23 protein-coding genes are annotated in these 25,312 nt (G+C 65.2%); 10 read left to right on the top strand and 13 right to left on the bottom strand.

Translation table 11 applies throughout. From position 1 onward, the window contains the following. Positions 1 to 101: 101 nt before the first annotated feature. Complete coding sequence (locus tag ACODS2_RS05510) at positions 102 to 740, bottom strand: sigma-70 family RNA polymerase sigma factor (RefSeq protein ID WP_488997885.1); 639 nt, start codon at positions 738 to 740, stop codon at positions 102 to 104. Positions 741 to 1,027: 287 nt separating this feature from the next. Between ACODS2_RS05510 and ACODS2_RS05505 the strand changes: the two genes are divergently transcribed. Both ACODS2_RS05505 and ACODS2_RS05500 read left to right on the top strand, forming a co-directional pair. Beyond that, complete coding sequence (locus ACODS2_RS05505) at positions 1,028 to 1,855, top strand: response regulator (RefSeq protein ID WP_488997884.1); 828 nt, start codon at positions 1,028 to 1,030, stop codon at positions 1,853 to 1,855. Positions 1,856 to 2,086: 231 nt separating this feature from the next. Continuing rightward, positions 2,087 to 2,206: a NepR family anti-sigma factor gene (locus ACODS2_RS05500; protein WP_488997883.1), complete on the top strand. Its 120-nt coding sequence runs from the start codon at positions 2,087 to 2,089 to the stop codon at positions 2,204 to 2,206. Between the two features lie 47 nt (positions 2,207 to 2,253). On the opposite strand, the gene ACODS2_RS05495 is transcribed toward ACODS2_RS05500, so the two are convergent. The 3 genes from ACODS2_RS05495 to ACODS2_RS05485 all read right to left on the bottom strand — a co-directional run bounded on the left by ACODS2_RS05495 (position 2,254) and on the right by ACODS2_RS05485 (position 3,883). Further along, positions 2,254 to 2,619, bottom strand: a complete 366-nt coding sequence (locus tag ACODS2_RS05495; RefSeq protein ID WP_488997882.1) for a PRC-barrel domain-containing protein — start codon at positions 2,617 to 2,619, stop codon at positions 2,254 to 2,256. 248 nt (positions 2,620 to 2,867) lie between these two features. Further along, positions 2,868 to 3,506 carry a Crp/Fnr family transcriptional regulator gene (locus tag ACODS2_RS05490; protein WP_488997881.1) on the bottom strand — a complete coding sequence of 213 codons (639 nt, stop codon included), beginning with the start codon at positions 3,504 to 3,506 and terminating at the stop codon, positions 2,868 to 2,870. 128 nt (positions 3,507 to 3,634) lie between these two features. Next, on the bottom strand, positions 3,635 to 3,883 hold the full coding sequence (locus tag ACODS2_RS05485; protein ID WP_488997880.1) for a hypothetical protein: 249 nt from the start codon (positions 3,881 to 3,883) through the stop codon (positions 3,635 to 3,637). 186 nt (positions 3,884 to 4,069) lie between these two features. Between ACODS2_RS05485 and ACODS2_RS05480 the strand changes: the two genes are divergently transcribed. Next, positions 4,070 to 4,462, top strand: a complete 393-nt coding sequence (locus ACODS2_RS05480; RefSeq protein ID WP_488997879.1) for a hypothetical protein — start codon at positions 4,070 to 4,072, stop codon at positions 4,460 to 4,462. A 93-nt stretch (positions 4,463 to 4,555) separates the two neighbouring features. Here ACODS2_RS05480 and ACODS2_RS05475 read toward each other — a convergent pair whose 3' ends face one another. Next, positions 4,556 to 5,671, bottom strand: coding sequence for a DUF2332 domain-containing protein (locus ACODS2_RS05475; RefSeq protein WP_488997878.1), 1,116 nt, complete (start codon positions 5,669 to 5,671; stop codon positions 4,556 to 4,558). 213 nt (positions 5,672 to 5,884) lie between these two features. Between ACODS2_RS05475 and ACODS2_RS05470 the strand changes: the two genes are divergently transcribed. Together ACODS2_RS05470 and ACODS2_RS05465 are read left to right on the top strand one after the other, a co-directional pair. Next, complete coding sequence (locus ACODS2_RS05470) at positions 5,885 to 8,392, top strand: TonB-dependent receptor domain-containing protein (protein ID WP_488997877.1); 2,508 nt, start codon at positions 5,885 to 5,887, stop codon at positions 8,390 to 8,392. Between the two features lie 85 nt (positions 8,393 to 8,477). Next, on the top strand, positions 8,478 to 10,304 hold the full coding sequence (locus ACODS2_RS05465; protein ID WP_488997876.1) for a methyl-accepting chemotaxis protein: 1,827 nt from the start codon (positions 8,478 to 8,480) through the stop codon (positions 10,302 to 10,304). 55 nt (positions 10,305 to 10,359) lie between these two features. Here the strand turns inward: ACODS2_RS05465 and ACODS2_RS05460 are convergent, their stop codons facing one another. Beyond that, a complete protein-coding gene (locus ACODS2_RS05460) occupies positions 10,360 to 11,115 on the bottom strand; it encodes an IclR family transcriptional regulator (RefSeq protein WP_488997875.1) in 756 nt (251 codons plus the stop codon). Positions 11,116 to 11,203: 88 nt separating this feature from the next. Between ACODS2_RS05460 and ACODS2_RS05455 the strand changes: the two genes are divergently transcribed. The 5 genes from ACODS2_RS05455 (at position 11,204) to ACODS2_RS05435 (ending at position 17,425) form a co-directional block, all read left to right on the top strand. After that, the gene (locus tag ACODS2_RS05455) at positions 11,204 to 11,989 is read left to right on the top strand and encodes a 2-keto-4-pentenoate hydratase (protein WP_488997874.1); all 786 of its coding nucleotides are present in this window, start codon (positions 11,204 to 11,206) and stop codon (positions 11,987 to 11,989) included. 1 nt (position 11,990) lies between these two features. After that, positions 11,991 to 12,935: an acetaldehyde dehydrogenase (acetylating) gene (locus tag ACODS2_RS05450; RefSeq protein WP_488997873.1), complete on the top strand. Its 945-nt coding sequence runs from the start codon at positions 11,991 to 11,993 to the stop codon at positions 12,933 to 12,935. Further along, entirely contained in the window at positions 12,932 to 13,966 is a 1,035-nt protein-coding gene (gene dmpG / locus ACODS2_RS05445) for a 4-hydroxy-2-oxovalerate aldolase (RefSeq protein WP_488997872.1), read from the top strand. The genes ACODS2_RS05450 and dmpG overlap by 4 nt, the downstream gene beginning before the upstream one ends. A 202-nt stretch (positions 13,967 to 14,168) precedes the next feature. Continuing rightward, entirely contained in the window at positions 14,169 to 16,661 is a 2,493-nt protein-coding gene (locus ACODS2_RS05440) for a TonB-dependent receptor domain-containing protein (RefSeq protein WP_488997871.1), read from the top strand. A gap of 362 nt (positions 16,662 to 17,023) precedes the next feature. Continuing rightward, positions 17,024 to 17,425: an OsmC family protein gene (locus ACODS2_RS05435; protein ID WP_488997870.1), complete on the top strand. Its 402-nt coding sequence runs from the start codon at positions 17,024 to 17,026 to the stop codon at positions 17,423 to 17,425. Here the strand turns inward: ACODS2_RS05435 and ACODS2_RS05430 are convergent. The 7 genes from ACODS2_RS05430 to ACODS2_RS05400 all read right to left on the bottom strand — a co-directional run bounded on the left by ACODS2_RS05430 (position 17,422) and on the right by ACODS2_RS05400 (position 25,225). After that, complete coding sequence (locus ACODS2_RS05430; RefSeq protein WP_488997869.1) at positions 17,422 to 18,432, bottom strand: hypothetical protein; 1,011 nt, start codon at positions 18,430 to 18,432, stop codon at positions 17,422 to 17,424. The two genes, ACODS2_RS05435 and ACODS2_RS05430, sit on opposite strands and share 4 nt — an antisense overlap. A 66-nt stretch (positions 18,433 to 18,498) precedes the next feature. Continuing rightward, positions 18,499 to 19,080 (bottom strand): GbsR/MarR family transcriptional regulator, encoded by a 582-nt coding sequence (locus ACODS2_RS05425; protein ID WP_298164064.1) that lies wholly within the window; start codon positions 19,078 to 19,080, stop codon positions 18,499 to 18,501. A gap of 58 nt (positions 19,081 to 19,138) precedes the next feature. After that, positions 19,139 to 21,118 (bottom strand): TonB-dependent receptor, encoded by a 1,980-nt coding sequence (locus ACODS2_RS05420; protein WP_488997868.1) that lies wholly within the window; start codon positions 21,116 to 21,118, stop codon positions 19,139 to 19,141. A 30-nt stretch (positions 21,119 to 21,148) separates the two neighbouring features. Continuing rightward, positions 21,149 to 21,730: a twin-arginine translocation pathway signal protein gene (locus ACODS2_RS05415; protein ID WP_298164067.1), complete on the bottom strand. Its 582-nt coding sequence runs from the start codon at positions 21,728 to 21,730 to the stop codon at positions 21,149 to 21,151. A gap of 71 nt (positions 21,731 to 21,801) precedes the next feature. Next, positions 21,802 to 23,280 carry an oligosaccharide flippase family protein gene (locus ACODS2_RS05410; protein WP_488997867.1) on the bottom strand — a complete coding sequence of 493 codons (1,479 nt, stop codon included), beginning with the start codon at positions 23,278 to 23,280 and terminating at the stop codon, positions 21,802 to 21,804. Beyond that, complete coding sequence (locus tag ACODS2_RS05405; protein WP_488997866.1) at positions 23,277 to 24,350, bottom strand: glycosyltransferase family 4 protein; 1,074 nt, start codon at positions 24,348 to 24,350, stop codon at positions 23,277 to 23,279. The genes ACODS2_RS05410 and ACODS2_RS05405 overlap by 4 nt, the downstream gene beginning before the upstream one ends. Positions 24,351 to 24,355: 5 nt before the next feature. Then, positions 24,356 to 25,225, bottom strand: a complete 870-nt coding sequence (locus ACODS2_RS05400) for a glycosyltransferase family 2 protein (protein ID WP_488997865.1) — start codon at positions 25,223 to 25,225, stop codon at positions 24,356 to 24,358. Positions 25,226 to 25,312: the final 87 nt, after the last annotated feature.

The following is a 25,312-nucleotide window of genomic DNA, read 5'->3' as shown; positions in this document are numbered from 1 at the left end:
GGCGGCGCTGCGTGGCAGCGCCGCCGAAGGACCTGTGGCCATATCTGCTCGGGCAAAGGGGGTTTTCAGGAACAGACCCGGCCACAGATGTCAGACGAGCACTACGCGGCGCGGTCCAGATAGTGCGCTGCGATCGCTCGAAACTTGGCGAGAAAGGCGTCGAAGACTTCGCCTTCCAGCACGAAGGCGTGCCGCGCATCGGGCAGGATACCCCCTTCGAGGATCGCGGAAAGCGCAGCACGGGCACGCGCAATCCGGCTCTTGACGGTGCCGACCGCCACATTGCAGATTTGTGCGATTTCTTCGTAGCTCATCGAGCCGATAGCCATCAGGATGAGGACCTCGCGCTGCGTTGCCGGCAGGCACTCCAGCGCGCGAAGCACGTCGATCGTCTCCAGCCGCGATTCCTGATCGCCCTTGCAGTTGAGGATGCGCTCGGCCGCAGCTTCGTCATAATCGGCAGAGAACCGCTCGCGCCGCAGCTGGCCGAAGTAGTGGTGCCTCAGGATCGTGAAGGTCCACGCCCGGAAACTGGTTCCGGCCCTGAACCGTGCGCGCGCGGCCCAGGCCTTGAGCATGGTTTCCTGCGCCAGATCATCGGCGGTATCGCGGTTCCCGCACAGGCTGCGGCCAAAGGCGCGCAAGTGCGGGATTGAAGCCACCAGTTCCTTGTGAAAATCCGCGTCGGACAAGGTGCCGCCCTGCTCGACGTCGGCATTGCGCTCGATCAGCATGGTCATTGGACTTTCCTGACAAAGTGGTTCGGGCAATCACTCTCCGGGATAAGCGAGCGAAACGCGAAAATGGCTCCCCATCCGCGAAAAATATTGCCGAATCAGTGTTTAACCGGAAACGGGGATGAGTGGGCCACTCTTGCGGCAAAGCGTGGCAATTGCCGTACCGACAGCACTCTGGCGCTGATTATTTGCCGGTACACCGGAACAAGCACTCGGCTGACCATTTATCACATGACCACTTAACGCCCGGATCCGGCATGGCATCCGGGCATTGCCACATGGGACTTCGCATGGGTACACAATCCTATCCCTCTAGCCCGACAGAGCCAGGGCCGGCAAACCGCGATCGGGCGGGTGCCGAACTCGCGCGGACGCTGCCCTACCTGCGGCGCTACGCGCGCTCGCTGACAGGCCGGCAATCGGCAGGAGACGCGGTTGTGCGTGCTCTGCTCGAATGCTCGCTGCACGATCCCGATGTTCGCGCCGAGATCCGCAATGGCCCGATCTCGCTGTTTCGCGCCTTCACCCAGCTCTGGATGTCGCTAGAGGTGCCCAGTCCTGCCGGGGCCTTGTCCGACCCCGGCTCGCAGATCGCCCGCGTGCCGAGCCTGCCCCGCCAGGCGCTTCTGCTCCACCAGCTGGAAGGCTTCTCGGTGGCGCAGACCGGGGCCATTCTTGGCCTGCCTGAAAGCGAAGCCGAGGAGCTGGTGCAGCAGGCCATCGGTGAACTGGGGCTCGATGAGCCGGTGCGGGTCCTCGTGATCGAGGACGAAGGGCTTATCGCCAGCCATCTCGAAAGCATCGTCGCGGAGGCCGGACACCGGGTCGTCGCCAATGCCACCACCGCAGCACAGGCAAGGATACTGTTCGAGCGGGAGAAGCCCAATCTCGTGCTCAGTGATGTGCAACTGGCCGATGGCAGTTCGGGCGTCGACGCGATGGACGCGATTGCGGAACTGAGTGATGTGCCCGTCATCTTCATCACGGCCTTTCCCGAGTTGTTGCTGACAGGCGAGCGGCCGGAGCCGGCGTTTCTGATCGGCAAGCCGTTTCGCGACGAGACTGTGCGTACCGCGATCAGCCAGGCGTTGTTTTTCGGCTCGCACGGCCGGCAATGAGGCGTCCCGAGCGGCCACCGAAGGTCGCGGGGAATGAACCAAGATGACAATGGAATCCGGGGACGGAATATGCTTTTACATTCGGGCGACGGGCGGAAAACGAGCACGCTGACGGGGGGTGTCAAGCTCGCTAGGATACAACTTGTGGCAAAAGATCCCTTCCTTGATCCGAGACTTGCGCCGAATGGGCGGACGGCAGCCAGCGCTGCGCCCGACGGGAACGATAGTTCCATGCCCGACCCTGCATGGAGCAAAGACATCCGCGACTACTACAATTCGGTGATGCAGGAGCCCGTGCCGCAGGAATTTCTCGACCTGCTGGCAAAGATCGCCCCGGACAGTTCCGAGTAGGCCGCCTCGCTTAAAGCGCAGCGCCCAAGCCCTCATGGCGGCCTCGGTCAGTTGTACGTCAGACCGTAGTGCGATCTGATCCGCTCGTTGTAGTCACGGTTGTATTCGGGCGTCGCGGTGACAAGGTAGTGCGGCGCGCAGCCCAGCTGTTCCTTCGTGATATCGACGACATAGCCACCCTGGTTCGGCTGATAGACCAACATTTCCCAGGGGATCGGATAATAGTCACTGCCGAGGCCCATGATGCCGCGGAACTGCATCACGGCGTAGTGCGCCTTGCCCGAATTCTTGTCGACCATGAACCGCTGAACGGTGCCGAGGCGTTCGCCTGCGGAATTGTAGACCACAGTCCCCTCAACCCGATCGGAGGCAATCAGGTCGCGCGTCCCAAAGGATTCCAGTGTGTCGGGCATGTCTTCGCTCCTGGCGGTTGAAGGGCCCGGAACCGCGCCCCCAGGCCTATTCTAAACCCCGCACGCGGCGAGATGTTCCAGCCCTGCAGTCCGGCGACATTCTAACCCAGGTCAGTATCTGCCGGTGCCCCCCCCCCGCGCCGCGCGTTGATCCCCGGTACTTGCCCGGCTCATAAGGCAGGGGTTCGGCCGGCAGCACCATGTACAGCGCGATCATTGCACTCGGCGAACATCGGATCCGTCAGGCTCTAGAGGCAGGCAGCGCCGCACAGCCGCCTGAGCTCCGCCGGATCAAGCAGTTCCAGCCGCCCCGTTTCCAGCGCGATCACGCCAATGCCGCGCAGTATCCGCAGCACCCGGTTGGCATGAACCGCCGATATCCCGACGACGTCGGCGATATCGTTCTGGGTCAGCGGCATCGGGCAGCGGTTGGCGACCACATTTCCCGTGAGTTGCAGTCGTTCAAAAAGATCGATCAGCAGGGCGCAGATGCGCTCGGTCGCGCTCATCCGTCCAAGGTTCACGATCCATGTCTCTTGGTACTTCAGCGTCTGCGCGATCGCATTCAGCATGTCTGCCATGCCCGTCGCACCCTGAGTCAGGTTCTCGCGGATCTGCGCAAGCGGGATCTCGATGCAGTCAAGCTCGGTCAGCGCCACGCTCGGCCAGTTTGCTTTGCCGGTCAGGACCCACTGGGCCTCACAGTAGTCTCCGGGCAGAAACAGCGAAATGATCTGGCGGCGGCCATCGGGCAGGAGCCGGTACTGGCACGCCCAGCCATTGATGATGTGAAAGAGACGATCGGTTGCCTCGTTGCGCCGCACGAGGTGACCGTGCCGGCGGATGTGCCGCACGATGGGCGGCGTTACAGTGGCGATTGCGGCCATGCAGTTGTCCTTGGTCGAACACGCTCAACCTTCCCATAACTTCTGCCAACGGGGGTTCCCCGCCGATCCTGTGCCGGTCTTGTCGCAACAGCGGCACGGCACGGTATCGGTGAGGCCGCGCCAAGCGGTCAGTATCTGGCGCCCGGGTCACTCGCCGGAAAGCTCTCGTCGGAGGCCTGATCGACTTCGTCCCAATCCTGTTGCGGCGTCGCAGTGGCTTCCACGCCGGCATTGCGGATCTGGGTCATGTTCTCCGGCACCGATTCCATGTCGGAAAAGGCGGCGGGCGAGGTTGCCGGGGCCGGCGCCGATTGCCGCAGTACGCGGTACAGCCCGTAGAGGCCGGCGATAGTGATCAATCCTGATATCCAGCGCATGAGCGCATCTCCTTGTTGGCGGGTGTCGCCACGAGACCTAACGCGCCGCGCACGGGCGATGTTCCGCACGGCTCGCCTCAAGGATGGCGCGGCGCGTCGGCCAAGCCGCCATGCGCCGGGAACTCCGACCCCCCTCCTGCGTAGTCGCTCCATGCCGGCTCACACCGGTTCACAATGGAGGTCGACATGAAGAATCTTGCCCTGTGCGGCGCTGTCATCCTGTTCGGCGCGTGCGCTGCGAATGCCCAGGCTGCGCCCCCCGCAAGCACCACCGCGCCCGCACCGCAATCGGCAACGCCTGCGCCGGTCGCGCCCAAGGCGGGCGACGTCGTCTATGACAACACCGGTCAGCAGGCCGGCTCGGTCGAGAGCGTCAACGGCAATGTCGTCGTGGTGGCGACCGAGCAAGGCAAGGGCTCGATGCCGCTGACCGAGTTCACGATGGGCGAAAAAGGCCTGACGATGAACCACACGAAGGCCGAGCTCGAGACAGCGATCCGCAATGCAAGGGCGCAGGAGGGCTCGGCCGCCCAGACACCGAGCACCGCTGGCGAGGCCCCCAAGGCACCCTCCAGCTAAGCGTGATCGAGGGCGGTCCGGTCTCTGCGCCGGGCCGCCCGCAGCCCGTATGGAGCGCCTCGCGGCGCGTCCCCCATCACCGGCGGCAGAAGATCAGTCGTCCAGCCCCAGCCATTCGAACCATTCGGCATAGGGATGGCACCGCGCCGCCAGCCTGGGTTGGCCGGACTGCGGACCGCCATCCCACCGGGTAACGCGCACTTCCACTGCGGTTCGCCCCTCGTTCCATTCGAGCCCGACGCGGACAAGCGGCCGGTCCGCCGCGGCGCGAGTGCCGGCAGCGCCCAGCAGGCGATCGATCGACAGGCGCTCCGCCTCCGGCAGGTATTGCAGCACCATCGAATGGAACACCACGCGCCGCTCCCCGGCCGCCTGCGGTGCTGCCAGCTGGCGTGCCAGCCAGGTGCCGGCGCTGCCCTGCTCGATCCGGGGCGGCAACCGCTGCGCCAGCGCAATGGCGCCGCGCAGCCGCTCGCTGCGCTCGCGCTCGCCGGGCCAGACATAGGCATGGAGCCGCTCGGCATCACCGGGCCTCGCCACATCAAGCGGGCTGAGATCGACGCCCTCGGCGCTGATGATCCTGAGCTTGCCCGGTCTGGGTAACCGTCCCGACCAGCGCGGGGCGATATGAACATCGCTGGCGGCATCTCCTACGCGCACCCCGCCGATGCACAGATCATAGTGCGCAAGATTGAGATTGAGCCCGGCGCTGGAGCCGAGTTCGAGCAGGCGGCACGGCATTTCGCGCTGCGCCGAAAGCTCCATCAGCACTGCCGCCAGCCCGGCGATGCGGGCCACCTCGTTGGTCTGGGTTGGCCCGGTCAGCCACATAAGCAGGTCGTCCTCGCCATCGCGCAGCGCCAGCGCCAGCGCCGGATCCAGCCGCAGCGGATCAGGCACGGTCGCGGTGGTAGCAGCTGTGTAGATCGCCCCTAGTTCGGGAAACCGGCCCGAGCGCGCCAGCGCATGGAGGCCGGCATTGAGGCGGAAGATGACGCCGGCGCTGGCCAGATCGCCCGGCCACTCCTCGATGACACGGACAAGCGCGGGTGCATGCCAGAGCGTCCGCGCGAGGCCTTCGAGCAGCGCCGCGACAAAGTGCTTGCCGAAACTCTGCGCCTTGGCCGCTTCGCGCAGGAGCTGCGCTTCGCCGCGCAGAGCGGGGCGCAGGCGGCAAGCGGGCTGGGCCCCGATGGCAGTGGTATACATGGGGGCTCGCCTTCACGTCAGGATCGAGCCCCGATCTGCGGGAATTCATTCCAAGTTTCAGGGAAAGCGCCCCCACGTAGAAGCACTTAAGGCGCGCGCTACGAAACTGAAAAGCAGGCAATTAACCATCGTAGAACTGCGTAAGCACAGGCTTGGCAGCACTTAAGGTGATGGCGGTATCGACCAGCCTCGACGTTTCTACATGAGGTACCTATGCGACACGCGCATCTCCTGGCTTCCACCCTGCTCGCGGCCACACTGGCCACCCCCGCTCTGGCTAGAGAGGCCAAAACCGCCACTGATCCGGCAAAGGCTGCCGAGGGTTCCGAAGCCAAGCCCGCAGCGGGCGGTAAGACCTTCAGCACCGGCGTTGCCAAGGGGCGCGATCTGCTCGACACCGCGATCTCGGCCAGCGTGATCGACGAAGCCGATCTCGCCAAGCTTTCGGTGAATTCGGTCGCGGGCATCTTGCAGAACATCCCGGGTATCCGCGCCGAGACTTCGGGCAATGATGGATTTTCCGCCATAACCGTTCGTGGCCTGCCGCTCTCGGCGGACGGCGCAAAGTTTCTGCAGATCCAGGAAGATGGTCTGCCCGTTCTCGAATTCGGCGATATCCTCAGCGCCAATTCGGATATGTTCGTCCGGGCAGATCTTGCCGTTTCCCAGGTTCAGGTTATCCGCGGCGGATCGGCCTCGACCTTCACGTCCAACGCGCCGGGCGGCGTGGTCAACCTCATCTCGAAGACTGGTGAGACCGCGGGTGGTGCGATCCAGGTTTCAAGCGGTATCGACCATGATCTCAATCGCATCGATTTTGCCTATGGCAGTCCGCTGGGCGATGGTTGGCGCGCCCATGTTGGCGGGTTTTTCCGTCAGGGCGAAGGGCCGCGCAAGATCGGTTACGATGGCTTCCGCGGCGGCCAGTTCAGAGGCAACCTGACCAAGCAGTTCGCCAATGGCTACATCCGCTTCTACGGCAAGTACCTTGATGACCGGCAGCCCAACTACGCGCTCTATCCGGTACTGGTCTCCGGTACCAACGGCGCGCCCAGGATTGCTGACCTTCCGGGCAACAATGTGCGCGGCGATGCTTATGAATCGCAGTTCGGGGCACGCTATCTCGGCGTCGATCAGAACAACCGCCCGACCGCCTATGATGCGCGCAGCGGCATTCGCGGCATCAGCAAATCGATCGGCGTAGAGGCGCAGTTCGATGTGGCGGAATGGACGGTCAGCAATCGTTTCCGCTTCTCCGATCTCAGCGGCGACTACAATGATAGCATTCCGTTTTTCACAGCGCCTGCCCCCGTTCTGGCGGGGGTGCTTGGCGGTCCGGGAGCGACCCTTGGCTATGCTGCCGGGCCGCAGAGCGGGCAAGTGATCGCAGATGGCCGGCCGCTCTCACTCACCATTCGGGTCAATTACAAGCAGAACCAGCTTGATAACCTGACCAACGATCTGCGGGCCAGTCGCGTCTGGATCGTGGGCTCGGGTAAGCTCACGACGACCGCCGGCGTATACAAGTCGACACAGTCGATCTCAAACTTTGGGAATTTCGCTAACACCATCAATGATTTGGCGGGAGGCGGCCGAAATGCACCTGTCAATCTGACAAGTGGCAGCGGTGTCCCGCTGAGCGACAACGGCGTATATGCCTATGGGTTCGGCTTGGGCGTTCCGATCGCCGCCTACCGCGTCCGCAATGAACTGACGGCCAGTGTTCTGGCACCCTACGGTTCGGTCAATTACCAGATCGGCAAGCTTTCGCTGGGCGCCAGCGTTCGTTGGGATCGCGGCAAGATGCGTGGTTCCATTGGCAAAGCGGAGTTCGGTGGCAATGCGCCGAGTTCGGCCGCGATCGACGTCAACGGCGACGGAACAATATCGGTTGCAGAAAGCAATGTCGCAATTCTCGCGCTCGGCAAGTCCGCTGCGGTTGACTACAACTATGACTATCTGTCGTATTCAGCGGGTGTGAACTACCGGTTTGCCGAGCCGTTCTCCGCCTTTGCCCGCTACAGTCGCGGTGCCCGCGCCAATGCCGACCGTATTTTGGGCGCAGCCTCGCTCAACCCGGCGACCGGCAAGCTGCTCGATCCCTCGATGGCCTTTGGCGCAGTGAAGCAGGCCGAACTGGGCATGAAGTTCCGCAAGGGAGGGCTGACAGCCTACATCACCGGCTTCTGGGCCTCGACCGCCGAGCGCAACTTCCAGCTCGCCGCAAATGCAAGCGGGCAGGCCGTCGTAGTTCAGCTCAACCGCACCTACAGCGCGACGGGCATCGAGTTCGAGGGTGAGGCGCGCCATGGTCCGTTCTCGCTGACGCTGGGCGCAACCTGGACCAATGCACACATCGACAAGGACCGCACGGATCCGACGCTTGAAGGCAACCGCCCGCGTCATCTGCCTTCCTTCTCGTTCCAGGCGCGTCCGCAGGTGGAACTGGGCAAGGTCACGCTGGGCAGCGTGATCAACGGTACGGCCGGCAGCTTCGCGCAGGACAGCAATATCCTGAAGCAGCCTGGCTATGTGATCTTCAGTCCGTTCGTGCAGGTGCGCCCGGTCGATCGGGTGCAGATCGGGATCAACGCCTTCAACGTGTTCAACAAACTGGCAATCGTCCAGCTCGCCTCGGCAGCGATCCCGCCGGGCGGCCTCGTCAACGCGCAGGTCATGAACGGCCGTACCGTCACCGCCTCGCTGCGTTACGCGTTCTGAGGGGACCGGCCCGCATGGCACGGCCATGCGGGCTGCTCCTGCCCCTCAAGACCCCGTTTCAACGCCATCAAGGAATTGAGATACCGTGTTCGACCGCATGAACATTCCGCGCAGGCTTGGTCTGTCCTTCGTCACGCTCATCGCCGCGGCGGCGATCATGATGATCGTGTTCGGCATCAGTCTTGGCATGGTTTCGAGCGTGACCGCGCGCAACACGGCCAGCCAGGACGTGCTGGCCGATACGCTGACTCTGGAAACAGCGTTGCTGCGCCAGAACAGCCAGTTGCGGGGATTTCTGGTGACGGCTGATGAGAGCTATCTCAAGTCCTACTACGAAGGCCGCGACGATTACGACAAGGCCTCGGCTTCGCTTGAAGCACAGCTGGCCGAACCGCAGCTCAAGGATCTCGTGCTGCGATCGCGCGCCGAAACGCTGAAATGGCGCGAGAACTGGGGCGACAAATATGTCGCGCTGGTCAAGTCCGGGCAGCGTGATGCCGCGCAGGAAGCGATCCGCGCTGCCGGCAAGGCCGTACTGGTGACAGACGCAGTCTTGCCCTTGCGCGAAATCAGGGATGCCAAGGCCAAGGAAATCATCGTGGAAACGCAGCGCCAGGCCTCGGCGATCCTGTTTGCGTGGATCGCGCTCGGCCTTGGCGGAGCGACGCTGATCGGCCTTGCGCTGTTCATGGCGCGCCGCCTCTCGCGCTCGATCGCCACGCCGATCACCGAACTGACCCGGACCATGTCGGCGCTGGCGCAGGGCCAGACGGATGGCATGGTCCCCGGCACGGACCGTGTCGACGAACTGGGCGACATGGCCAAGGCCGTGCTGGTGTTCCGCGATGCCACGCTCGAACGCGATCGTTCGGTCAAGGAACGCGAGGAGGCCATGGCCAAGATCGGGAGCCATCTTGCAGCGGTCGCGCACTCCGATCTTTCGGTCCGGCTGCACGATGTCCCGCCGGCCTTCCAGTCTGTCGCGAATGACTTCAACGATGCGATGGAGCGGCTCTGCCAGGCGATGGGCCTGGTCCAGCAGAGCATCGTCGCGATCAACCTGACCTCCAACGAGATCCAGCAGGCGACCACCGACCTCGCCGGGCGCAGCGAGCAGCAGGCGGCCAGCCTTCAGGCATCCTCATCGGCGATGGACCGCCTGACCACGCAGATCGAGGACTATGCCAAGATTGCCTCCAATGTCAGCGGCTCGATGGTCGAGGCTCGCGGCGAGGCGGAAAGCGGCGGCAAGGTGGTGAGCCGCGCGATCGAGGCGATGGATAACGTGGCCCGCGCGAGCGGCGAGATTTCCGACATCACCACGATGATCGACGGGATTGCCTTTCAGACCAATCTCCTCGCGCTCAATGCCGGGGTCGAGGCCGCCCGTGCGGGCGAGGCAGGCAAGGGCTTTGCCGTCGTCGCATCCGAAGTGCGAGCTTTGGCGCTGCGGGCGACCGAAGCGGCCAATGCGATCAAGCTGCGGGTTGCCGCGGTGACTGGCCACGTCGAATCCGGCGTCTCGCTGGTCAACGAAACGGGCACCGCACTCCAGACGATCATCGACCGCGTGAGCACGGTCACCGCCTCGGTCTCGACCATCGCCGAGACAGCAGGCGAGCAGAGCCTGGCGCTGCGCAAGATCAGCAAGGCGATCAGCGCGATGGACCAGATGACCCAGCAGAACGCGGCGATGGTCGAGGAAACCAACGCCGCGACCAAGAACCTGACGCAGGAGGCAACGCAGCTCAGCACGGCCTTTGCCAGCTTCCGGATCGGAAACGAGCCCAAGCGCCAGTTCGCGCTCGCCCCGATGAAGCGAGCGCCGATGGCGGCACCCACCCGGCCGGTGCATGCGGTGCCAGCCATCAGCGGGAACCTTGCGATCGAGAGCGATTGGGCCGAGTTCTAGCGGTAGAAGCCGGCGAAGAAGCCCTTGCGCGGGCTCGGCCCTATCGAGACTGCGATCACCCGCCAAACGCGGTGCGCTCGATGTCCCTGGCCGCCGCGCGCAGGGCGGGCAGGAGTTCCTCCGGCGGCCGCACCTGCTCGCCGAATTGCGAGCTTGAAATCGCCGCCAGCACGCGGCCATCGGGCCAACTCACAGGCACGGCAGCGCAGACCAGCCCGTCCGCCACCTCCTGCGCGTCAAAGGCAAAGCCTTGCGCGCGCACGCGCTCAAGCTCATCGGCAATCGCGGCTGGATCCGTGATCGTGCGCGACGTCAGCGCCGGAAACGGCCCGGTTGCGAGGTAAGCGCGCCGGTGATCGTCGGGCAGGTTGGCCAGCAGCACCTTGCCGATGCCCGAGCAATAGGCTTCGAGCTGCATGCCGACCCGGCTGAACAGCGCCCCTGCCCCCTGCCCGGTCTTGACGCGGTAGGTCACCATATCGTTCTCGAACGTGCCGAGCTGGACGACAGTGCCGCTTTCCGCCGCCAGCCGGTGCAGCACCGGCGCAGCGCAAGCGGCAACAATCTGCTTCTCGTCGAGCCGGTGGAGCATGCCGATCAGGCGCGGCCCGGCGATATGCCGCCGCGCTGCATCGCGCGCGAGATAGCCCTCTTCCACCAGCGTCGCGACTTGCCGGTGCGCGGTCGCCACCGGCATGCCGATCCCCCGCGCGATCGCGGCGATGCCCGATTGTCCGCCATCGGCAAGCACGGCATCGAGCATCACCAGCGTGCGGCGGAAGGCCGCGACCTTGGGAGTGCCGTTTCTCATATAGTGAGATACTAGCCCTGCCCCGCTCTAGGCACAACCACCCGCGGCCCCTATCGAAAGGGCATCGACCCGCAGCAGAGGACCCGCCATGAAGTGCCCGACCCATGCCGCGCTCGCAGAGCGTCTGCGCGGCGCCTACACCAGCGGCACAGTGCCGCCCTTGCGCGACGGGCTGGCCCCCACCGATGCCGTCGGCGCCTATGCGGTGCAGGAAATCAACACGCGGTTCTGGGAAGCGCAAGGGCGCCGCATCGTCGGCCGCAAGGCGGGGCTGACCGCCAAGGCGGTGCAGGCCCAACTCGGTGTCGACCAGCCCGATTTCGGCGTGTTGTTCGATGACATGCGCGTGGCCGATGGCGCCACGCTCGATCCAGCCCGCTGCATCCAGCCCAAGGCCGAGGCGGAAATCGCCTTCGTGCTCGGCGCGGATCTGCCGGACATGGACACGAGCGCCGAGCAGGTCGCCGCCGCCGTCGCCACGGTCCACGCCGCGATCGAGATCGTCGACAGCCGCATCGCCGACTGGAAGATCACCTTCGCCGATACCGTGGCCGACAACGGCTCCTCCGCCTTCTTCGTTCTGGCGGAGCAAGGCCTGCCGCTGGCCGGGCTCGATCTGGAGGGCGCCGCGATGGAAATGACGTTCGACGGCGCGGTGGTCTCGACCGGCATCGGCGCGGCGGCGCTCGGCAATCCGCTCAACGCCGCCGCATGGCTGGCGCAGACTTTGGCCGCGCGCGGCGAACCCCTGAAGGCAGGCGACATCGTCCTCGCCGGAGCCATTGGCCCGATGGCAACGCTGCAGCCGGGTGTGACGGTCTGCACCAAGGTTGCCGGGATCGGCGAGTGCCGCTTCACTTATGGAGACGCCTGATATGGCCCAGACCCCAACCGCCAAGACCAAAGTCGCGATCATCGGTTCGGGCAACATCGGCACCGATCTGATGATCAAGGTCATGCGCCTCTCCGATGTGCTGGAGATGGGCGTGATGGTCGGCATCGACCCCGCGTCCGACGGCCTCGCCCGCGCCGCGCGGATGGGGGTTGCGACCACTGCCGAAGGGATCGACGGCCTCCTCGCCATGCCCGAATTCGCCGATATCGGCATCGTCTTCGATGCAACCAGCGCCGGCGCGCACCAGCGCAACAGCGAACTGGTGCTCGCGGCGGGCAAGCGGATGATCGACCTCACCCCCGCCGCCATCGGGCCCTACACCGTCCCGCCGGTCAACGGCGAGGCGAACCTCGATGCCCTTAACGTCAACATGGTGACCTGCGGCGGGCAGGCGACAATCCCCATCGTCGCGGCGGTAAACCGCGTCGCCAAGGTCCATTACGGCGAGATCGTCGCCTCGATCTCCTCGAAGAGCGCAGGCCGCGGCACCCGCGCCAATATCGACGAATTCACCGAGACCACCAGTCAGGCCATCATGGATGTCGGCGGGGCAACACGCGGCAAGGCGATCATCGTGCTCAACCCCGCCGAACCGCCGCTGATCATGCGCGATACGGTCTATTGCCTGTGCGAGGACGCCGACCGCGAGGCGATCCGCCAATCGGTGCATGATATGGTCGCCGAAGTGCAGAGCTACGTGCCAGGCTACCGGCTCAAACAGGCGGTGCAGTTTGAAAGCATCGGCGGCAACAAGCCGCTGCGGATCCCGGAGATGGGCGGCAGCTTCACCGGCCTCAAGGTCTCCGTCTTCCTCGAAGTGGAAGGCGCGGCGCACTATCTGCCGGCCTATGCCGGCAATCTCGATATCATGACCTCGGCCGCGATGAAAACTGCCGAGAAGATCGCGACAAGGATGGCCGCATGAGCTTCGACCCCGCCGAGCAAAAGCTCTACATCCAGGATGTAACCCTTCGCGATGGCATGCACGCGATCCGCCACCAGTACGGGCTGGATCACGTCCAGAAGATCGCCAAGGCGCTCGATCTGGCCAAAGTCGACGCCATCGAAGTCGCGCATGGCGACGGCCTGCAAGGCTCCAGTTTCAACTACGGCTTTGGCGCCCATACCGATTGGGACTGGATCGGCGCAGTGGCCGAAGTGCTCGAACACAGCGTGCTCACCACGCTTCTGCTGCCCGGCATCGGCACGGTCCACGATCTCAAGCACGCCTGCGAAATGGGCGTCAAATCCGTCCGCATCGCCACGCATTGCACCGAGGCGGACGTCTCGAAGCAGCATATCGAGGCGGCGCGCAGCCTCGGCATGGACGTCTCGGGCTTCCTGATGATGAGCCATATGACGAGCCCCGAAGCGCTCGCTCAGCAGGCGCTGCTGATGGAAAGCTACGGCGCCCACTGCGTCTACGTGACGGACAGCGGCGGCGCGATGAACATGGACGAATATGCCGCGCGCCTTCAGGCTTACGATCGCGTACTGAAGCCCGAAACCCAGCGCGGCGTCCACGCCCACCACAACCTCAGCCTCGGCGTGGCGAACTCCATCGTTGCGGTGCAGAACGGCGCAGTGCGGGTCGATGCCAGCCTTGCGGGCATGGGCGCAGGCGCAGGCAATGCCCCGCTCGAAGTGTTCATCGCCGCCGCAGACCGCATGGGCTGGAACCACGGCTGCGATCTCTATGCACTGATGGACGCCGCCGAAGACCTCGTGCGCCCCCTGCAGGACCGCCCCGTGCGCGTAGACCGCGAAACGCTCACGCTGGGCTACGCCGGTGTCTACTCCAGCTTCCTGCGTCATGCGGAGAAGGCCAGCGCGGACTACGGCGTCGATACCCGCGCGATCCTTGCCGAAGCGGGCCGCCGCAAGATGGTCGGCGGACAGGAGGACATGATCGTCGACATCGCGCTCGATCTGGCCGGGGGCCTTCAGGATAGCTGAGTTACTTCCGAGTTTGCAGGGGATGAATTCTACACTACGTGAAAGCCGAATAGTCGGCTTATTGCCCTGTAAATCATAATAAAAAATTCATCTCATTTCGCACGACAGCATTAAGGGTAATCCTCAATGCTCCAAACCAACTAACGAAAACAATTCTTTCTATTTCTCCCGCCATCCATTTGGTCACTGCGGGAGATATTGAATGAAGTTTCTGAGTTCGACGGCGCTCTCAAGCCTCGCTTTGGCGGCATGTCTGCTGGCCGCTCCGGCATTTGCGGAGGAGAGCAAGCCGCCGCTGACGGCATGGGAAGCAAGCCGGACTGCCACCAACGATGATGTGATCGCCACCGGCGTCGCCCGCGCCCGTGACCGCCTCGACAGCGCCACCTCGACAAGCTCGCTCGGCGACAGCACCATTGCAAAGATTGGTGCCACGTCGATGGCCGACCTGTTCCGCAACATTCCGGGCATCCGCGCCGAGGCCGGAAACGGTGAAGTGAACGGCAATTACACGATCCGCGGCCTCCCGATGGTCGCCACCGGTGCCAAGTACCTCCAGATCCAGGAAGACGGCCTGCCCGTGCTGGAATTCGGCGATCTGCTGGCCCTGATCCCCGACATGTTCATCCGTGCGGATTTCAACGTGGCCCAGGTTGAATCGATCCGCGGCGGTTCGGCTTCGACTTTCGCTTCGAATGCGCCCGGCGGCGTGATCAACCTCATCTCGCACACCGGCGAAGTGGAGGGCGGCTCGATCCAGGCTTCAACTGGGCTCGACTATCGCAACCACCGCACCGATTTCGATTATGGCGGCCACCTCAGCGATAGCCTGCGTTTCCACGTGGGCGGCTTTTACCGCGAAGGCGAAGGCCCGCGTCGCACCGGCTTCACCGGCAATCGCGGCGGCCAGTTCAAGTTCAACGTCACCAAGGAGTTCGCTGGCGGCTTCGTGCGGCTGGAAGGCAAGTTCCTCGACGATACCACGACGCAGTTCTTCAACACGCCGCTCGGCGTAACCGGCTCCGATGCCGATCCCAGATATGCCGTGCTGCCAAACTTTGCGGCCAACAAGGATTCGCTCACGTCGCGCTACACCAGCACCTTCCCCAAGTTCTCGGGCGATGGTTCGCAGTCCCAGATCAACATCCACGATGGCAACCACGCCGTGGTCAAGTCGATCGGCTTCCAGGCCAAGTTCAACATCGGCGATTGGACCGTCTCCGAGCACGGCCGCTATGCCGCGCAGTCCGGCAGCGTGACGGTTGACTACCCGCTTGTGGTGCTTCCCGCGCAGGTCGCCACGTTCGCCTTTGGCTCGCCGTTTGGCAGCCTCGTCTACGCGAACGGGCCGAACAAGGGGCAGACGATCACCTCGCCCGGCACGCTCAACGGCAATGGGCTGGTGACCTATTCGGCGATGTACAACAGCCAGGTCCGCAAGCTGGACAACTTCACCAACGATCTCCGCGTCAGCCGGGTCTGGCAGCTGGGTACTGCCAACCTCACCTCGACCGCAGGCGTCTACAACTCGCGCCAGGATCTGGCTTACGAACGCTATCTGCTCGATTTCATCCAGGATGTGGTCGGTGGCGGCAATTCAGCTCTGATCGACCTCGTGAATGCAGACGGCACGCCCAATTCGCTCGGCGGCGCGCTTGATTTCACCGGGCCGACGACCGGAACCCTGCACAACGTGGACCTGCGCTACCGGGTGCTGGCGCCTTATGGCTCGCTCAATCTGCAAATGGGCAATCTCTCGCTCGGCGGGTCGCTGCGGTATGATTCCGGCAAGGTCGAAGGAACGCTGCGCAACAACCGGCCCAGCGACGTGAGGACCATCGATGCCAACAACGATGGTGTCATTGCTACGGCGGAAACCAAGTTCGGCTTCTCGCCCGTCACCAATGCGGCCCCGGTCAACTACAGCTATCACTACACCTCCTACTCGGTGAGCGCGAACTACCGGCCTTCCCGCTCGATGTCGTTCTTTGCCCGCTACAGCCGGGGCGCCCGGGCTGCGGCCGACAAGATCCTCTTCACCCCCGCGATCAGCGCAACTGATGGCGGACTGGTGGACCGCAGTGTCGGCTATGATCCGGTCAAGCAGGCGGAAGTGGGTGTGAAGTTCCGCTCGGGTCCGTTCTTCGCCAACTTGACCGGCTTTTCGGCCAAGGTTGCCGAAACCAACAGCCAGATCCGCCCCAATGCCAATGGGGTGATCGGGCTCTCGCTCGTGACGCGGCGCTACAGCGCCAAGGGCTTCGAATTCGAAGGAGGCGTGCGCAAGGGCGGCTTCAGTCTGACTGCCGGGGCGACCGTGACCGATGCGAAGATCGTCGCGGCCGAAGACCCCACGCTGGTCGGCAACACACCGCGCCATCAGGCCAAGCTGATCTTCCAGATCATGCCGCAGTACGAGACCGACCTGTTCACGATCGGCGCGAACGCGGTCGGCACGACCGGCAGCTTCAGTCAGGACGAAAACAAGCTGCGCATGCCGGGCTACACCACGGTCAATGCCTTCATCCAGGTCCGCCCGGTCGACCGGGTGGTGCTCTCGTTCAACGTCAACAACCTGTTCGACACGCTGGCGCTGACCGACGTCTCCGCGCCCTCGCTGCCGGCAGGCGGTGTCACGCTGGCGCAGACGCTGTTCGACCGCAACATGACCGCCTCGGTCCGCTTCTTCTTCTGAGCAACGCGCCCCCCGGTGCGGCTCTGGTGAAGGCTACCTGCCTGATCCAGGGCCGCACTGCGCCGAAGCTGGTGCACAACGGGGGCGGCGTGCGGGCGGCGGTTTTGTCTGTCCTACACAGCCCATTCCAGTCAACAAACACGGCATGCGCTCCAGACCCGCCATGCCCTGTTTCGAGTCGGTCCGGTCGGGCCGATTGATCGCCTCTGCCGATCAAAAGCGCGCTACTGATCGAATGCAGTTATTCCTCAGGACTGTGTCAACTGTGTCAACTTCTCCCGATCCGGCACAGGCGGGTGTGGCTTGACCCCCGGCAGGCGCGGTGCTGGACTGCACCCGGCAGCAATCCCGCAGGAGGCATCATGATTTCGGTTACACGCATCGATCCGGCGGGCACCGCGCACCGCATTGCCGTGCGCGGGCACGAATTCGTGACGGACATGACGCCCGCTGCGGGCGAAGACAACGAGGGGCCCGATCCGCACGAGATCTACGATGCGGCGCTGGGGGCGTGCAAGGCGCTGACGGTGCTGTGGCTGGCTCAGCGCAAGGGGATGGCGCTGGAAGATATCGAAGTGGTGGTAACGCGCGATGATTCCGACGAACGGAAGGGCATTTACCGCCTGCGCACCACGCTGATGCTGTCCGGCGATCTTTCCCCTGAAGAGCGCGAGACGCTGCTGGCGGCGGCGAAAAAGTGCCCGGTGCACAAGCTGATGAGCGAAGTGACGACCGAGATCGAGACGGTGCTGGTCGAACTTTAGCGCACGTTTGCATCGAGGTGCCGCGCTTCGGCGCGCTGCCTGATGATCGCGAGGACGTTGTTCTGAATGTCGCCCAAGAGGATCTCGCCCCAGAACGCTGCGTAGGGATTGACGTGGGTCTTGGCGATGTAGTTCGTGCGCAGGGTGAGGCGGGTGGTGCCATCGGCAAGCGGGGTGAGGACATAGTCGCCCGTGTCGATCTTGAGGAATTCGCCATCGGGCGAGATGTGCTTGTCAGTATAGTCCTGCAGCGTGGTGTTGCGGAACGCGAAGGCCCAGCCGAGGCGGCGGCCCGGTTCCCAGTGGGTGATCCGTTCCTCGAAATTGATCCTGTCCCCCCACCAGGCGGTGCGAACCCCGCCGTTGCGTCTTTCAGTGATCGTCGTCGCACGCGGGCGGGGCAGGCCCAGCACGTTCTGCGTGAAGGTCCAGCGGCCCTCGCTTGGCGCGATGTGCGGGATGGAGACAGCATAGGGCCAGATCTCGTCCGGCCGTGCCCGGATGACAATTTCGCGGGTCAGCGTCACCTGATCGTGCGTAACGGGGAGCTGGCTTTCGAGGCCGGCGCTGAACAGCGGGAGGAAGATCAGGGTCGAACGGAAGGTGTTGGGATCAACCGGCTGATTGCGCATGCGGCGCATCACGATGGCGCCGAGCCAGCCGAACAGCAGCCAGAGCGGGGCGAGCATGATCAGGCAGATCACCCCTTCGCGCAGAATTGCGATCGATCCAACGATGACGATCGCACCGAAGATGAGCGGAACGCTGCCATAGAACCTGGCAGGCTTGGTGCCATCCGGATCGCCCACATAGCAGATGAGGGCGCAGAGATAGGCCGGAAGGAAAGCGAGGAACCAGACGCTGCCGAAGACCACGCCAGCGGAGCTGAAAGCACTGATGAGGACGAAAGCGCCGAACGAAATCGCGAGGGCCAGGGTAAAACCGGCAATGACGCGGCCGCGAGTGCGGCGGTCTTGCCTGGCAGGTTCGGGGTGTGGGCTGTCCATGGTTCCTCCTGTGTGAACGTTCCGATATTTCTGTATTCCGAGAAATGGAGATTCAAAAAAAGGGGATCAGTCCCCCTCGTCCTTCGGTCGGCTGCGGCGAGTGACGAACTTGAGCAGGCCAACCACCCGCGATCCCATGCGGATCAGCGTCATGATCTGCGCCGGGGGCACATCGAGCATCTGCTGGTACCAGCGATCGACCGTGCCGACGAAATCGTTCATCGCGACAAGGCGGCCGCGCACCTTGGCGCTGATGCGCGGATCATCGATGCCTTCCATCGCAGCGTGGATCGCGGCCACCATCGGATCGATCTCACGCGCCTTGCGGCCTTGTGCGACCTTGGTGGCCATCTGCCAGAGATCGGTTTCGGCCTCGAAGTGATCGCGCCGATCGCCCAACACAGGGACGCGGTGGATGAGCTTCCACGCGAGCAGTTCCTTGAGGCTATTCGAAACATTGGACCGCGCCATGCCGAGCTTGTCGGCAATGTCCTCCGCCGTGAGCGGGCGCTCCGACAGGAACAGCAGCGCCTGAATCTGGGCGACCGAGCGGTTGACGCCCCACTGCGTACCCATATCGCCCCAACGCAGGACGAACTGCTCGACGGCATCGGGAAGCTTGCTCGACTCGGCAGTTGTTTCTGTCATGACAGAAATATCTGATGATTTTGCGGAAGAGTCAAGGAGGGGCCTCCTCCCCTGCCCTTCAGAGATCGACTGTCAGGTACCCACCGAAGCGGCGGCCGGGGAGGAGATCGTAGGCCCCGGCACCCTTGAGCTCGAAGCTCTGCACATCGGTGAGGTTCTCGATCTGCAGCCGCAAGGTGGCGGAGCGGCGGCTGATGGTGAACTGGTAGCGGGTGCCGAGATCGACGAGTGTGCGCGCGGGGATCGCGGTGAGGCCGGAGACCGTGGCGGTTTCGGCGCTGCGGTGCGCGGCGCTGACATCGAACGAGAGGCCCGGAGTCCAGACGGGGCGCCAATCCGCGTTGAACTCAAGGCGGCGGCTGATCGCGCCGACGGGCCGCGTGCCGACGCCGACACCAAGCCCGCCATTGGGCCCGCGCACGCGCGGGCGCAGGAGAACAGCGCCCGCGACCACGCTGAAGCGCGGCGTGACGGGGCCAGCGATAGAGGTTTCGATGCCTTGGTTGATCACATCGCCGAGCGCATCGAAGCGGCCACCCGCATCAAGATTGAAGTAGGGTTTGCGCAGATCGAACAGGCCGGCGACGAACTTGATCTCGTCGGTGAGGGCAAAGCGCAGCCCCGCATCGCGCTGGCTGGTGCGGATCGCGGGCAGCGCCTCGTTGCGGTTGGCGGCGTTTTCAGGCGCGATGCCGCTTTCCTCAAGTCCGGTGACATAGCCGCCATAAAGCGCGAGGCGGGCCGAAAGCTCTGCGGCGACAGTGAGGTTGAACAGGAAGGGCGAGGCATTGGTCGAGCGGGGCGGTTCGCCCGGTAGGCCGATGCGCTTGCGGTAGTGCGTCTTCTGGAGGCCGAGGCTGAGCTCGCCAAGGCCCTCCCAGCGGCCTTCGTAGGCAAGCCCGGCGGTCCACTGGCGAACGCGGTCCTGCTGCTGGGCGGTGAAGGCATAAGCGGGCCGCGGCGCGGTGGTCGGCTCGTAGAGGCTGGTGGTGCCAAGATCGATCTCCGCCGAACCGCCAAAACGGCGGTCTCCTGCGCGGGCGCGCAGGCTGGCATGGATACGGTGGACGCGCGGACCATCCAATATGGTGCGAGTGAGGCGCAATTCTCCGCTGGTCGAGCCGAACTTGAGCGGTGGATCGGCGAGGATCAGCTGGGTGCCGGTGCCCGCAGCATCAAGATCGACGAGGAGGTTGGTGAAGTTGCTGTTGTCATCGAAGCGCGAGTGGAACAGGCCGCCCTTGAGCTCCCACCCCGCAGCGGGGCGCCAAGTGGCGAGGAGGCCGCCGTTGAATGCGGTGCCATCATAGCGCGCCCAGGCTGGGCCCTTGAAGAAGCGGCGTGGGAGGCGCGGCGGCAGGCCCTCACCCGCCGGGAGGAAAAGCGGGGCCTTGAGCTCGTTGCCCTGCGCGCGGGTGGCGAAAGGCACAAACTCGAGATCGGGCGCAGGCTGCCAGCGGGCGGTGACGGAATATTCGAGGAACTGGGCGCGCGAGGCGTTGCCGTTGCGATCATTGTAGAGCGCAGCGCCGAGACCGAGGCTAAGTGCGGAACTGACGGGCAGATTGGCATCGGCCTCAACCGAATGGTTGCCCCAGTGGTTGAGCGCGGCGAGCAGGCTGAGCGCGATCTCATCACCCGGTGTGCGGAATCCATAGTCGATGATGCCGGTCGGTGCAGGAAACGGGCTGCCGAATGCGGAAAGGCCGACGCGGATCTGCGTGGTACGCTGGAGCCGGGCGCCGAGCTCCCAGACCTGATCGAAATAGAGTCCATCGATGCGGACATTGCCCGCAGCGGTGGGGGAAAAGCCGCGCACGCCTTCCGGATCATAGAGGCCGATGGATTCGCGACCGACCGAAGTGCCGAAGGCATCGGCAGCGCTGCGCACGGCGTTTTCGGCGGCGCGGGCGCCGGTGGCGGCTGTGGTGGGCGCGTCGATCGCGGGGGCGGCGGTCTGCGCATTCGCGGCGGGTGCGAACGCCAGTGCGGCGGCGATGGCGCAGCAGGATGTGATGGGACGCAGTTTGACCGGCATGATCCCCCCGGCAGGCCGCAGGGCGGCGCGCTATTTCGCCTTGGTCAGGGCATCCCAAGTCGCCCAATCGATATCGCGGCCGGGCCAGGCGACGTTCTTGAACGGCCATTTGGCGGCGACCCATGCGTGGGCCCAGGCTTCAAGCTGCTTGTCGAAGCCGGCGTCATACTCAGCCTTGGTGACCCAGATACGCACGACCGCATCGTAGCCGGGGACGGGGCTCGGCGCGACGTAGATGCAGCCGCGCTCGCGTTTGCCATCAGGCGTGAGGACCGAATAGGCGAAGCTTTCGCGGCGCTGGAAGCGGCCAGCTTCGGTCTGCATATCGAGCAGAGCATCCGCATCGCTGATCCCGGCGTGGGGCCAGTCCTTGCTGCGCGTGAAGGTCTGCTGAAGGTGCTCGACCGAGGACATGTAGGCATCGAAATCGATCTTCACGAGATCGGGGCCGAGGGGCTGCAGGCGGAATCCGGGGCCTACGGCGCTGGTGGGGACGGCAAAGGCGGGCGCGACGAGTGCGGGCACTGGCGGCTCAGCGGCCACAGCAGCGCAGGGCATGGCGCAAAGAATGGCTGCCGGGAGCAGCGCTGCGGCGAATAGGATGCGCTTCATGCGTGGTGGTCCCTCGTGTTGCAGGTGCGAAGGTTCCACGCACGAGCGCCGAGGGCAAGCGGGATTTGGGGCTAGGCTGGCTTTGGCACTTCGGTGAGGAGCGCAGCTGCGCGGCGCAGTGCGGGGATGACCGGCCAGGCCGCGAGCAGCCAGCCGGCAGCGGCACAGGCAAGCGGCAGGGCGAGCGCGACAAGTGGTGTCGAGGTCCCGAACGCGCGGTCTGCCGCGAGGCCTGCGACGAAAGCGCCGACAAGGGGGAAGATCACGAGGCGGGCGGCTTCGGCCAGCGCGGGACGATCGCGGCGCTGGAGCGCGGCGAGCGCCATGGCGACGGCGGCGAACAGGGCGACAAAGGTGGCAGCAACTGCCGCGCCGAGCGCGCCATAGGGCGCGGCCAGCAGGGTAAGCCCGGCAGTGGCGGCAGCGGCGAAGGTCTGAATGGCGAGCACCCTGCCCTGCCGGTCCGTCACGATCAGCTCTGCCGTGGCGACCGCGGTGACGAGCGCGGCCATGCGCGCCACGCAGAACACCGCGACGACGGGCGCGGCAGCGGCCCAGGCCGGGCCGAGCGCGAGAGGGACCACACGGTACGCGAAGAGCGCCAGCAGCGCGAGTGCAGGCCAGCCGAGCACCGCGAACAACGCGGCAAGGCGGGGCCATGCGCCGGGGAGGCCCTCCCCCTCGCCGCGGGCGCGGCCGGACGCGAGTGTGGTCAGCGCGAGCATGCCCGCAGGCTGGACGAACATGTCAGCCAGCGCAGTGACCATGCGGTTGGCCGCACGGTAGAGCCCGGAGGCTGCGGGGGAAAAGACCATGCCGAGCACGAGATCGCCGCTATAGTTGGCAAGAAAACTGACAAGAACCGAACCGAAGCGGCTGGCCGACCAGCGCAGCACTTCAGCCACCAGCGCGCGCGGCGGGGCAGCGAGCGCCAGTGGCGGGCCGAGCGCACCGAGCGCGAGGGCCATGAGCAGAGTACGCGCGTAGATCTGGAGGACGAGCGCCCAGAGACTCCAGCCACTGGCCAGCAAGGCGATTGCGGCAATACCCGCGCCGACTTCGGCAAGGACGGTGATGGCATAGTAGCGCCGCACTGTCCCACTGCGCAGCATGAGCGATTCGGCAAAGGCCGCGAGCGCACCGAGGAGAACCGAAGGGGCCAGCGCGAGGATGACCGGCGCAACACCGCCGCCCTTGAACACGAAGGGTGCGGCAAGCCCGAGCATGACGAGCAGCGCGATCCACACCAGCGCAACCAGCACCGTCGCGGCAAGGCAGGCACCCGCGCCCCGGCGCTGATCGGCATCATGCGAAAGCTTGAGCAGGTACTCGAACGGGCCGGTGTAGAGCATCGTGCGCGCGAGCATGACCAGCGCACCGGCGATGGCGAACACGCCGAAATCGGCAGGCGCGAGGTGGCGGGTGGCGACCAACGTGACCGCAATCATGGCGAATTGCCCGCTGACGCGCGCGGCCATGGCGATCACCGCTGTGCCGCCCCCGGCGCGGACAAAGCCGAGCAGGCGCGCCTTGATGCCCGATCCGCTCATGCCCTGCGCGCCAGTTCGCGCAGGGAGGACAGCAAGGTCCGGCCCGCGCGGGCCCAGGTGTAGCGCGCAGCGCGGGCGTGGCCCGCCGCGGCCAGTGCATCGCGCGGGAGATCGGCGAGCGCGGCGCGCCAGGCGGCGGGATAATCGGGATCGGCATAGCGCGCGGCATCGCCGCACACTTCGGGCACCGCGCCGCAGGGGGCCGCAATGACCGGGCAGCCGCAGAACATGGCCTCGACCGGCGGCAGGCCGAAACCTTCCGTGCGCGAGGGGAACAGCAGGGCCTCCGCCCCTTCATAAAGCGCCCGCAGAGCCGCATCGTCGCACGGCCCAGCGAACATGGCATCGGGCGGCGGGGCGAGCCCAGCCGCTTCGAGCGCGGCACGCGGGGGGCCGACGACGACAAGGCGCAAGGGGGCAAGCGCGCCATCCGCGAAGGCAGCGAACACGACCGCGTTGTTCTTGTAGGCCTTGGGGCTGCCAAACATCAGCGCATAGCTGCGCGGTGCGAGGCCAAGGCGGGCGAGCGCGGCGGGATCGGCCTGCGCCTCGAGGATATGATCGGCGCCGTTGTGGAGCACTTCGGCCTCGACCCGTCCCGTGACGCCGCCGCGCGCAAGCTCATCTGCCGAGAACGCCGAGACCGTAAGCACCCGCTCGCTCGACCGCGCCATCAGCGGGGTGAGCAGGCGGTAGCCCACGCGCTGGCGCCAGGGGTAGGAATTGTCTGCCCGGAGGAACTGCGCATCGTGCAGCATGGTGAGCTTGGGGCGGTGCGCGAGCGGTGCGAGATTGGCGAGATTGACGAGGAGCCCGCCCGCCGCGAGCCGGGGCAAGCGCAACTGTTCCCACGCCTGCGAGGCGGGGCGATCATCCTCGATCAGCTGAATGGCGGCGAGCGGCGGCCCTTCGGCGCAGCCCCTGGGCACGATCAGCGCGCACGGAGGATCATCGGGAGCTGGCGCGCTGGCGAGGAGATCATCCACTTCGGCGATCAACCGCGCGGCGACGCGGTGCACGCCGTTGAGCCCCCCGGCGCGGAACTTCCCGTTGAAGACGACGCGGCGCATGCCCCTCACATCCGCTCGATCTTGCGCGGATCGATGCGCCCGCGCACGAGATCAGCCAGCGCGCGCAGGTTTCCGGCGAGACGGCCGGCACGATCGATATGCGGTTCGGGGAACGGGGCGCGCAGCAGATTGGCGGCGAGGTTACGCCAGAACAGGCGCTTGGCGAGCCAGCGGGGAATCGTGCCCTTGCGCAGCAGATAGACGATGTTGGCGACCTGCGAATAACCGAGCCGCCGCCCCGAAGTGCGCCCACCGCGCACGCCGAGATGGACGCCGGTGACGAGGCCGCTGGAAATCAGTCGCCCGCGCCGGGCGAGCTGCATGGTGAGATCGATATCCTCCTGCCAGCCATAGAGCGGCAGCGCCTCATCAAAGCGCAAGCCGCGCATCAGCGACATGCGCAGCGCCATGTTGCAGCCATAGAGCGCCTCTCGCGGGATAATGGCGGGATCGAGCCCCGGGGCATCGCGGGCGATCAGCGTGAGCGCCTGACCGGCGGTAAAGCCGCCGTGGCGCACGCCATCTGCCACGAGGTTCCCGGTGATCCCGGCTATCCCCGGATCGGAGGTAAACAACGCTTCGATGGCCGCGCAGTAATCCGGTGCCATGACGAAATCGTCGTCGAGGAAGAGGACGATATCCGCCCGACCCTCAAGCAGATCGAGCGCGCAGTTGCGCTGACGGCACAGGCCCTTGGGCGAGAGGGCAAGTTCGGGGCAGACATCGCTTTCACCCGCCGTGCCGAAATCCTCTTGCGCCGGTGCGACGATCAGCACGCCATCGGGCCGCCGCGTCTGCCGCGCGATGAGATCGACCGTTTCGCGCAGGAGCGCGGGCCGGCCGACCGTGGCAATGACGATATGGATACGCAGCATGTGCCGCCTGCCCCCCAAGCCTTGCGCCACTCCCTGTCGAGTGGCCGGGCCGGTCTAGCGGGCGCGCCGCCCCGCGCCCACGAAGGT

This window comes from Novosphingobium sp. FG137 (genome assembly GCF_057809735.1).
The sequence above is the reverse complement of the archived record's forward strand: the minus strand, read 5'-3'. Positions and strand labels throughout refer to the sequence as shown.

What these genes read in the sequence shown, in the direction of transcription:
- ACODS2_RS05510 (WP_488997885.1), bottom strand. Translation starts at nt 740, where the DNA reads ATGACCATGCTGATCGAGCGCAATGCCGACGTCGAGCAGGGCGGCACC.
- ACODS2_RS05505 (WP_488997884.1), top strand. Translation starts at nt 1,028, where the DNA reads ATGGGTACACAATCCTATCCCTCTAGCCCGACAGAGCCAGGGCCGGCA.
- ACODS2_RS05500 (WP_488997883.1), top strand. Translation starts at nt 2,087, where the DNA reads ATGCCCGACCCTGCATGGAGCAAAGACATCCGCGACTACTACAATTCG.
- ACODS2_RS05495 (WP_488997882.1), bottom strand. Translation starts at nt 2,619, where the DNA reads ATGCCCGACACACTGGAATCCTTTGGGACGCGCGACCTGATTGCCTCC.
- ACODS2_RS05490 (WP_488997881.1), bottom strand. Translation starts at nt 3,506, where the DNA reads ATGGCCGCAATCGCCACTGTAACGCCGCCCATCGTGCGGCACATCCGC.
- ACODS2_RS05485 (WP_488997880.1), bottom strand. Translation starts at nt 3,883, where the DNA reads ATGCGCTGGATATCAGGATTGATCACTATCGCCGGCCTCTACGGGCTG.
- ACODS2_RS05480 (WP_488997879.1), top strand. Translation starts at nt 4,070, where the DNA reads ATGAAGAATCTTGCCCTGTGCGGCGCTGTCATCCTGTTCGGCGCGTGC.
- ACODS2_RS05475 (WP_488997878.1), bottom strand. Translation starts at nt 5,671, where the DNA reads ATGTATACCACTGCCATCGGGGCCCAGCCCGCTTGCCGCCTGCGCCCC.
- ACODS2_RS05470 (WP_488997877.1), top strand. Translation starts at nt 5,885, where the DNA reads ATGCGACACGCGCATCTCCTGGCTTCCACCCTGCTCGCGGCCACACTG.
- ACODS2_RS05460 (WP_488997875.1), bottom strand. Translation starts at nt 11,115, where the DNA reads ATGAGAAACGGCACTCCCAAGGTCGCGGCCTTCCGCCGCACGCTGGTG.
- ACODS2_RS05455 (WP_488997874.1), top strand. Translation starts at nt 11,204, where the DNA reads ATGAAGTGCCCGACCCATGCCGCGCTCGCAGAGCGTCTGCGCGGCGCC.
- ACODS2_RS05450 (WP_488997873.1), top strand. Translation starts at nt 11,991, where the DNA reads ATGGCCCAGACCCCAACCGCCAAGACCAAAGTCGCGATCATCGGTTCG.
- dmpG (WP_488997872.1), top strand. Translation starts at nt 12,932, where the DNA reads ATGAGCTTCGACCCCGCCGAGCAAAAGCTCTACATCCAGGATGTAACC.
- ACODS2_RS05440 (WP_488997871.1), top strand. Translation starts at nt 14,169, where the DNA reads ATGAAGTTTCTGAGTTCGACGGCGCTCTCAAGCCTCGCTTTGGCGGCA.
- ACODS2_RS05435 (WP_488997870.1), top strand. Translation starts at nt 17,024, where the DNA reads ATGATTTCGGTTACACGCATCGATCCGGCGGGCACCGCGCACCGCATT.
- ACODS2_RS05430 (WP_488997869.1), bottom strand. Translation starts at nt 18,432, where the DNA reads ATGGACAGCCCACACCCCGAACCTGCCAGGCAAGACCGCCGCACTCGC.
- ACODS2_RS05425 (WP_298164064.1), bottom strand. Translation starts at nt 19,080, where the DNA reads ATGACAGAAACAACTGCCGAGTCGAGCAAGCTTCCCGATGCCGTCGAG.
- ACODS2_RS05420 (WP_488997868.1), bottom strand. Translation starts at nt 21,118, where the DNA reads ATGCCGGTCAAACTGCGTCCCATCACATCCTGCTGCGCCATCGCCGCC.
- ACODS2_RS05415 (WP_298164067.1), bottom strand. Translation starts at nt 21,730, where the DNA reads ATGAAGCGCATCCTATTCGCCGCAGCGCTGCTCCCGGCAGCCATTCTT.
- ACODS2_RS05410 (WP_488997867.1), bottom strand. Translation starts at nt 23,280, where the DNA reads ATGAGCGGATCGGGCATCAAGGCGCGCCTGCTCGGCTTTGTCCGCGCC.
- ACODS2_RS05405 (WP_488997866.1), bottom strand. Translation starts at nt 24,350, where the DNA reads ATGCGCCGCGTCGTCTTCAACGGGAAGTTCCGCGCCGGGGGGCTCAAC.
- ACODS2_RS05400 (WP_488997865.1), bottom strand. Translation starts at nt 25,225, where the DNA reads ATGCTGCGTATCCATATCGTCATTGCCACGGTCGGCCGGCCCGCGCTC.